This window comes from Algibacillus agarilyticus, assembly GCF_003286125.1.
GTDB classification, from domain to species: domain Bacteria; phylum Pseudomonadota; class Gammaproteobacteria; order Enterobacterales; family Alteromonadaceae; genus Algibacillus; species Algibacillus agarilyticus.
This window is the reverse complement of sequence record NZ_QMED01000001.1, coordinates 1-9,740: the sequence shown is the minus strand read 5'-3', so window position 1 is coordinate 9,740 and position 9,740 is coordinate 1. Positions and strand designations below refer to the sequence as shown.

Annotated in this window: 1 protein-coding gene; it reads right to left on the bottom strand. The window is 41.6% G+C overall.

The genetic code is table 11. The features are described 5' to 3' along the window. Positions 1-97: 97 nt before the first annotated feature. On the bottom strand, positions 98-9,643 hold the full coding sequence (locus tag DPX34_RS00005) for an Ig-like domain-containing protein (RefSeq protein ID WP_269815496.1): 9,546 nt from the start codon (positions 9,641-9,643) through the stop codon (positions 98-100). Between the last annotated feature and the right edge of the window lie 97 nt (positions 9,644-9,740).

Genomic DNA, 9,740 nt, shown 5'->3' with positions numbered 1-9,740 from the left:
AATCAATTCTAAGGGGAAGCCCCTTAGAAGTGATTAGATGAGATGTAGCTTAAGTCCCTTAGCTCTAGATGTTAGTGGTAACCCGTTGAGCTGCTTTTTATCGTATTACGCTCAATGTTCTATTCCTAATTAATAAACTAAGCATCAATAAATATAATATAAACCAAGAGGTTGAACCGCCACTTTTAACATTTACTTCTTCGTAGCGTTCAACCGTTACTGCAACTGTATTATGATCCTGACCGCCTCTACCATCATTGATAATATAGGTGATGGTTGCTTGGCCTATAAAGCTTGGGTCTGGAGTGTACGTTAATCGATTATCACTCGTTATGCTTACACTGCCGCTATTTGCAACCGCTGACTCTAAGACTATGTTGTCATTGTCGCTATCTGAGTCGTTACTTAACACATCAACGGTGATAGACGTTCTGTTGTTTGTTGTTGCAACATCTTCTATCGCGATTGGCTTGTTGTTGATATCCAGTATTAGATTCGCAGTATTGTCGGTTAATGTTGAATCAACTTGATCTTGAGTAACGGTTACGATGACATCTTGATCCGTTGTTGCATTAGCAAACACGGTGTAATCAATTTCTATACTTTGTTGGTTGGCGAGTGTTGCAAAAATACAGTCAGCTTGATGTATTGATGTATAGCTACAATGCTCATCATCAAATGTTAATTGAACCGCGCTACCTTCATAGTTGAAGCTCACGACGACATTCGTTGCTTTGAGTGGGCCGTTATTTAAAACGGTTACTTGGTTATTGATTGCGGCTGAATTCACTTCCAGCGCGATGTTTGATTTAGTTAACGCTAAGTTTATATCACTCAAGCTAATAAAGTTACCATCAGTTGAAACATACAAATTGAGTTGGCTAGTCGACTCATTATAAGCGACAACGTCACTAATGTTATCTCCATCAATATCGGCTGTTATGACGATTGAGCCTGATTCTGAAATAACTTCGTCAGCTAAATCGTAGCTTTGTTCCGAAGATTGCTCATTTCGTTTATAAATTTGGTATACACCATTTGCATTACCAACAAGTAAATCAAGAGAACCATCATTATTTAAATCAGATATCTCAACACTATGTGAATCGGCCGTACCGAAAGATTCAATGACCGACAACTTATCTTCCGCTTGCTGGTAAGTAATAATATTAACGGCTGCAACCTCGATCACTTGTGAATCAGAAACTTGAGTGTTATTTACTATCACAATGTCATTAACACCATCATTGTCTATATCTGCAACTTTCAAATCATTGAGGCTATCGACTGCAATTTCAGTAGATAACAAGCTACTAATATCAAGTATTGAGGTTTGAATATGTGCCGCTGCTCTAACTTCGTGAACGGGTCTTGCTTGTGTTGAACTTGATAGCAATGTGCCAAAGCCAAATAATGTTTGAAGCTTTTCACCCATACCTATAATTAAGTCATCAATGTTGTCGTTGTTTATGTCACTCAGTACAACTTCTTTTATGATTGAATCATTCCAGTTTACGATACTGGGGATAGTAGAGAAGCTACCTGCATTATTTCTAAAGAAGTTAATTTGACCTTCCGTGAAGGTAACTAAGTCGGTGAATCCATCAGCATTGAAATCTACAATATAAGCGCCAATTGATGTGCCCAGCGGTGTACTCGTTACAAGTGTAAACGTTCCGTCACTATTGTTGCGGTAATGAGCTGAATCTTCACCTGAATCGTTTATCGCTAGCACATCAATAATTGAGTCGTTGTCAAAGTCATGAGCAAAAATTTTGATTGTATTACCTAGATTATCAATCGTTGCCAATACATTGTTAATGTTGTCAGTCTCTGATGACAATATTTGAATAGGCTGCTCAAGACTCGTACCTGCTACAAACTCACTGTTTTCACTGGTCGATATGATATCTGCCACCGCGATACTGGTTGCATCTTCTAAAGCAAACGCTTCATTACTGACGTTAATCGCAATTACACTAACATTTATATCCGTGCTTTGAATCGTTAATGTGTTATTTGATTCATTGTCTAATACCGAAATGGTCGCTAATAAATCGCCAATTGCATTTGGTGTCACAGTGATATCAATATTATTTTGCTCACTGGTTAAAAGCGAAAGTGAACAAGAGATAACACTTTCGGCAGCGGTACAGTTTTCGGGCAGGCTATTGATTGAAACATTACCGTTTAACTGGGTGATTACGGTTCCATCGCTTAACTCTATGGCGGTATTTAACTGGGTGCTTAATGTTAAGGTCACGGGTTCTTCTACAATAGCCGAAGTTAGATCCCAAGCCGTTGTTAATGCAACTGTTGCTAAAGTACCTTCAACAACGGTTATCGTGAAGTTTTGTTCAGTTTCTAACTCACCATCTGACGCTAATAAGCTTACTTGAGTATCACCAACAAAATTAAATGGCACGTCACCAGACAGTTGATTTGAGGTACTAAGTGTTAGCCAGTCAGGTGCTGATTGTAAGGTTAGGGCAACTTGATTATCCGCATCAAAAGTAGAAACAGAGTAACTAATACGGCTACCTTGTAGATACTCTAAGTTATTCAGTGTGCTAGTGAATGTAGGTTGATCATTTACATCATTTAGATTGATACTAACCGTCACTATATCACTGCTTGCGGTGCCGTCTGTCGCTTGATAAGTAAAGCTATCTGTATTTATTTCTGAGCCATTGTGTGTGTAACTAAAGCTACCATTGCTGTTAAATATAAAGTCACTTGCAAAGGCTGGTTGAGAAAGTAAAACAGCACTGAGTGTGTCTTGGCTATCTACATCATTATCGTTAACTAACACACCCATATCAGGTGTAATGATTACACTAGCACCTTCATCTAAGGTAAAAGTATCGGCATTAGCAATAGGCGTATCATTAGTATTGGTTACGGTAAGCGTGATTTCATCGTTAACCGCCACGCCGGATAAATCTGACACGCTCACATTTAATGTTTGTGTGCCGACGTTATCGTTATTTGGCGTACCAGAGAACGTTAATGAACTGCTATCAAAGTTTAACCAGCTCGGTAAATTAGTTACGCTAACGGTTAATTGATCATTCGTATCTACGTCACTAAATAAACCAGAATCAAATGTATAGGTAAATGCATCATCTTCTGTGCTCGATATATTATCTAATTTAGCGGAAATAAAAGGGGCATCGTTTACATTGTTAACGGCTATAGTAAACGGCGTTAATGTTGTGGTTAGTTCATCGTCGTTAATTGATATGGTGATGTCGGTGAAATTACCTACATTATCGTTACCCGGTGTGCCAGTTATTTGACCTGTGTTTGTATCAAATATTGCCCAACTCGGTAGATTTTCTACTTTGTATGACAGGTTTTCACTATCAATATCTGAACCGGTTGGGGTAAAGGTGTATAGAGTATCTTCGTTTACGCTGGTATTAGCGGTGCCTGCAATGGTTGGGGCATCATTTACAGCTGCAATCGTTAATGAAACAGTCGCGGCCGCCGATGCTAACCCTTCTTCGTCTTGCACTGTATAAGTAAAGGTATCGGCTCCATTCTCATTGGAGTCTGGTGTATAAGTTATTGTTCCATCATCGTTAATTGTAACAACACCTAATTGAGCTTGAGTCACGATTTTTATTGAGGTGTTATCAAGATTACTATCAATATCAGAGTCATTGTTGATTAAATTAATGATAGCAACTGTGTCTTCATCGAATAGGATATCAGTGTCATTTGTTGCTGTAGGTGCATCGTTAACCGGTGTAATTTGAATTTCTACCGTCGCATCATTTTCAACCGCTAAACCTTGGTCATCAACCACTGAATAGGTGAACGAGTCTGAACCATTAACATTTTTATTTGGTGTATAGGTGACGGTTCCATCGCTATTAACAACCGCTGTTCCAAATAATGGTGCGGTTGTAATGGTAACTTGTGTTTCATCAAGTGTGCCGTCAACGTCAGAGTCATTACTCAATACATCTATCGTCACAACGCCATCTTCATTGAGTGTTATTGGACCATCGTTATTAGCGAGTGGTGCATCGTTAACCGCTAATACGGTTAGATTGACCGTCGCGATATTAGACTCTAAATCGTCGCTGTCTTTTATCGTGTAGGTAAGTACATCGTTACCGCTATAATTGTTGCTTGGTAAGTATTCAATATGACCATCGCTATTAACCGTAGCCGTTCCATTCTCAGGTGCTGTTTTTATGGTGACGCTTTCAGGTAATAGTTCACTATCTATATCTGAATCATTTCCTAATACATTTATGATGTAAACGGTGTCTTCACTGACGTTTGATACGCTATTGTCGACCGCTATAGGCGCATCGTTTACTGCATTAATGGTAATAGTCACGGATGCTTCGTTTGATACCCCTGAATCACTATCGGTGATTGTATAGGTGAATGTATCAGTACCATTGGTATTTGCGGTGGGGGTGTAGGTTAATGTCGAGTCAGTATTAATGACAACAGTGCCGTTGGTTGGGGTATTTACGACCGTGAGTTGAGTTGCATCAAAACTCATATCTTCAATATCGGTATCGTTATTTAATACCGTAAAGGTCACCGCTGTATCTTCATCCGTTGTCGCGGTGTCGTTCACTGCGACTGGAACATCATTACTACTAGACACTGAAACAGTAACAAGGGCCGCATTAGAAACGCCACCTTCACTGTCGGCAACTTGGTAGTTGAAGGTATCAGAACCATTAAAGTTGGCGTTTGGTGTGTAAGTGATTTGACCATCGACAACTGTAGCTGAACCATTGGCTGCATCGACTGTGATCGTAATTTCGCCTGTTGGTTTTGCATCTTCCACATCTGTGTCATCTGCAGTTACATCGATTATAACGGCGGTATCTTCGGCGGTTGATGCTGTGTCGTTATTGGCGATCGGTAAATCATTCACTGCTGTAATCGTGATGGCAACGTTCGTCTCATTTGACACGCTGCCTTGCTGATCAGCTACGGTATAGGTAAAGCTGTCTGAACCCGTTTGATTGCTAAATGGTGTATAGGTAATAACCCCGTTGGCGGTGTTAATACTTGTTGAGCCTTTAGTTGGTTCCGTCACTAACGTAACGCTTGCCGCTTGTAAGAAACCTTCTTGATCATTATCGTTAGCCAGAACATCTATTTGTATTGCATTATCTTCAGCAGTTGTCGTGCTATCTGCTGTCGCGATTGGCGCTTCATTTGAGGTCGAGAAGTTAAGTTCATTACTCGCGATACCGGCAAATGCATTGCCGCTTAAATCGGTGATAACAGAATTACTGATTAATAAGCCATAAGACACATTAGGTAGTAGTGTTTGACTGAATGTGGCAAGCACTTCCGAGCCATTAATCGAGATGGCATCTGAACTTATTGATTCAACCGTCGAGCTATCGGATAGTAATATTAAGCTGATGATGTCGCTTGTTTGCGCTAGTTGCACATCTTCATTAAAGGTTAACGTGGCTTTAAAACTGTTAACATTTATTGCTGTTACTTGATGCTGTGGTGAGCTACTAGTTAAAGTAGGAGCTACTGTATCAACATTAATACTTAATTGGGTTGCCGCGGTATTGTTATTGTCAGCTGCATCAGTAAAGGCGTTCGCTGCAATATCAATAGTTGCATTCACAATGCTAGATTCAGTAGGTGTAAAGCTAGCGGTGTATAGTGAATCAGAACCAGCAAAGTCGGATAGAACACCACCGGTAACGTTAATATCGGTTTCTACAAAATTTGAGCTGCCTTCACTTAATGTAAAGGTCAAGGTCGCAACATCCCCCGTTTTTAAAGCGTCATCATCTGAGGTAACCGTAATAGTCGGTGCAAGTGTATCAACAGATAAGCTTAGTTGAGCTGCTGTTGTATTGCTGTTACCGGCTGTATCTGTAAATAAAGTAGCGGAAACATTGATTATCGCTGTTTCAGTGCTGTTTTCTGACGGCGTAAAGCTTGCCGTGTAATTAACGCCTGAGCCGCTGAATGCGGATAATGAACCGCCAGACGTTGTGATGTCGGCTTCAGTGAAGTCGGTGCTTGTTTCACTTAATGTAAAGGTTAAGCTCGCAACATCACCTATTTTTAAAGCGTTGTCGTTAGTGGTAATAGCAACCGTAGGCGCTGTGGTATCAATCCCTAGATTGAATTGTGTTGCCGCGGTATTGTTATTGCCTGCCGCATCGGTAAAGGTGTTAGCGGCAATATCAATGGTTGCACTGACTACACTTGATGTTGTAGGGGTGAAATTAGCCGAATAGCTGCTACCAGAACCCGTAAAGTCAGACAACGTACCGCCTGTAAAGGTGATGTCTGTACCAACAAAATTCGTACTTTCTTCACTTAACGTAAAGGTTAGTGTTGCGACTTCACCCGATTTTAAAGCGGTATTGTTTGAGCTAATCGTAACAGTAGGTGCGATCGTATCAATGGTTAAGCTCAAGGTTGTCGCGGCTGAATTACCGTTACCTGCCGCATCTACAAAAGTATTGGCAGCCACATTTATAGTCCCATTTTCATTGCTTGATTCTGCTGGGGTAAAGGTCGCCGTGTAATCGATACCTGAACCATTAAATGATGAGAGTTCCCCACCTGTTACGGTGATGTCTTCCGCGGTAAAGTCGGTCGTTATTTCGCTTAACGTAAAGGTTAATGTGGCGACTTCATTCGCATTTAGTTCATTGTCATTTGAGGTTATTAATACTGACGGTGTAGTGGTATCCACGCCTAAGTTTAATTGTGCAGCCGCTGAATTATCATTACCTGCTGCATCAGTGAATACACTGGCAGCCACATCAATTGTTGCACTTACAACACTTGATGCGGTTGGTGTAAAACTAGCGGTGTAAATGTTATCAGTTCCTGTAAAGGCTGATAATGTGCCACCCGTCACCGTAATATCGTTTTCAGTAAAGTCCGTGCTTGTTTCACTTAAAGTGAACGTCAATGTTGCTACATCATCTGTTTTTAATGCGGTGTCATTGGTTGTAACTGAGATAGTCGGTGCGAGCGTATCAACCACCATGTTTAAAGTCGTTGCTGCTGTATTATCGTTTCCTGCTGCATCAGTAAATGTATTAACGGCAATATCGATAGTTGCATCTACCGTACTGTCTGTTGTTGGTGTGAAGCTAGCGGTATAGCTAGTTCCTGACCCAGTAAAGTCAGTCAGCGTTCCACCTGTAGTCGTGATGTCGGCTTCAACAAAATCGGTGCTTGCTTCACTTAACGTGAAGGTAATATTAGCGACATCGCCTATTTTTAACGCGCTGTCATCTGTGCTAACCGTGATCGTTGGTTTAATGGTATCGACTGTCATGCTTATTTGTGACGCTGCGGCATTATTATTTCCGGCTGCATCCGTGAATTGGCTGGCTGCGATATCAATTGTGGCATTTGTTGTGCTTGATGCCGTTGGTGTAAAGCTAGCGGTGTAGGTCGTAGCTGAACCCGCAAAACTCGATAATGTACCCCCAGCAACGGTTATGTCAGCTGCGGTGAAGTCAGTACTCGCTTCACTTAAAGTAAAGGTAATTGTTGCTATATCATCAGTTATTAAAGCCGCATCATCGCTGGTAATGGTGACTGTTGGTTGAATTGTATCAATGTTTATACTGACCGTATTAGATGCCGTATTTTCATTACCCGCTGCATCGGTGAATTGACTCGCGTTAACCGTTATTTCACCTGAAGTCGTGCTTGATAGAGTCGGTGTGAAAATTGCGGTGTAGCTAGCACCTGAACCGGTAAGATCCGAAATTGTACCGCCTGTCACGGTGATATCCGAACTAATGAAGTCGCTACTATCTTCACTTAAAGTGAATGTAAGTGTTGATGTGCTATCTATTTTCAAGTCGGTGCTAGTCGTTGTAATGGCGATAGTCGGTATTATCGTATCGACATTAAATGATAATTCATTGGCTGCACTGTTTTGATTACCCGCTTGATCGGTAAATAAATTTGCTGCAACGTTTACCGTCGCATTTTCGACACTCGCTAAGCTAGGCGTAAATATAGCCGTGTATGTATTTTCTGAACCGCTAAAGCTTGATAATTCGCCACCCGTAACGACAATGTCACTATTTGTAAAGTCACTACTTGATTCACTCAATGTGAAAGTTAAAGTCGCTGTTTCGTTTGTTTTTAAGGCACTATCATTAGTTGTAATAGTCACGGTTGGGATCGTAGTTTCTACCGCTAAGCTTAACTCAGTCGCCGCGCTATTATTATTGCTCGCGCTATCGGTAAATACATTTGCCGATACATTGATTGTTGCACTTGTCGTGCTATTAGCACTTGGCTCGAATGATGCGGTATAACTCGTGTCTGAGCCTGAAAAGTTGCTCAGGGTGCCGCCAGTTACAGTGATATCTGAAGCTGTAAAATCAGTACTATTTTCACTTAAAGTGAAAGTTAAGGTGGCTGTGTCACCAATAACCAGCTGTAAATCATTAGATGAGATAGAGATCGTCGGAATTGACGTGTTGACAGATATTGTCAAATCAGCGCTATCTGTATTCGCATTATTAAAGCCATCATGATAAGTGTTGCTAGCGATGTTAATAGAAACAAGTGTATTCGATGTCACATTTGGGGTAAATGTAGCGGTGTATACAGAACCTGAACCGGTAAAGTTACTTAAGCTACCGGTCGAGAATGCAATATCACTTTGATCAAAGCCTGTTATATCCTCACTAGCCGTGAATGTTAAATTCGCAACTTCTCCAATTTTTAATGCTGCGTCATCAGCTGTGATGGTAATTGTTGGAGCTAAAGTATCGACCGTTAACGCGACGGTATTTGATACGGTGTTCGCATTACCGGCAGCATCGTTGAAAGTATTAGCCGCAACGCTAATGCTGCCCGCAGTTGTGCTTGACGCCGTTGGTGTAAAGACGGCTGAATAGCTAGAACCTGAGCCCGATAAACTGCCTAATGTGCCCCCAGTTACCGTGATATCCCCGATAGTAAAATCAGTTGCACTTTCACTGAGCGTGAAGGTCAGGGTCGATGTCTCACCTGATTGCAAGGTTGAATCTGAACTAACAATCGAAATAGTAGGAACGACGGTATCAATGGTTAACCCTAAGGTATTTGAAACGGTATTGGCATTGCCGGCTGCATCCGTAAAGGTATTAGCGGCCACGCTAATGCTACCAGCTGTTGTGCTTGAGGCGGTCGGTGTAAAGGTCGCAGTATAAATATTACCTGAATTAGAAAGTGAGCCTAACGACCCACCACTCACGGTAATGTCACTTTGGGCAAAGCTTGCGCCGGTTTCATTCAAGGTGAATGTGATAGTTGTTGTTTCACCTGATTTAAGGGCACTGCTAGTGCTGGTGATAGCGATGGTTGGCACTTCAGTATCAACCGTTAATCCTAATGTATTTGATACGGTATTGGCATTACCGGCAGCATCGTTGAAAGTACTAGCTGCAACACTCACACTCGCGGCGGTCGTGCTTGATACTGTTGGCGTAAATACGGCAGAGTAACTGGCACCTGAGCCGGATAATGAACCGAGTGACCCACCGGTTGCGGTGATATCGTCAATGGTGAAATTCGTCGCGCTTTCACTTAACGTGAAGGTCAGGGTTGCCGTTTCACCTGATTGTAAATCGGGCACCGAGCTTGTAATGGCAATAGTCGGAATAACGGTGTCAATGGTTAAAGTATCGGTGTTTGATACGGTATTAGCATTACCGGCCGCATCGGTAAACGTATTAGCGGCGACGCTGATAGTCCCCGCG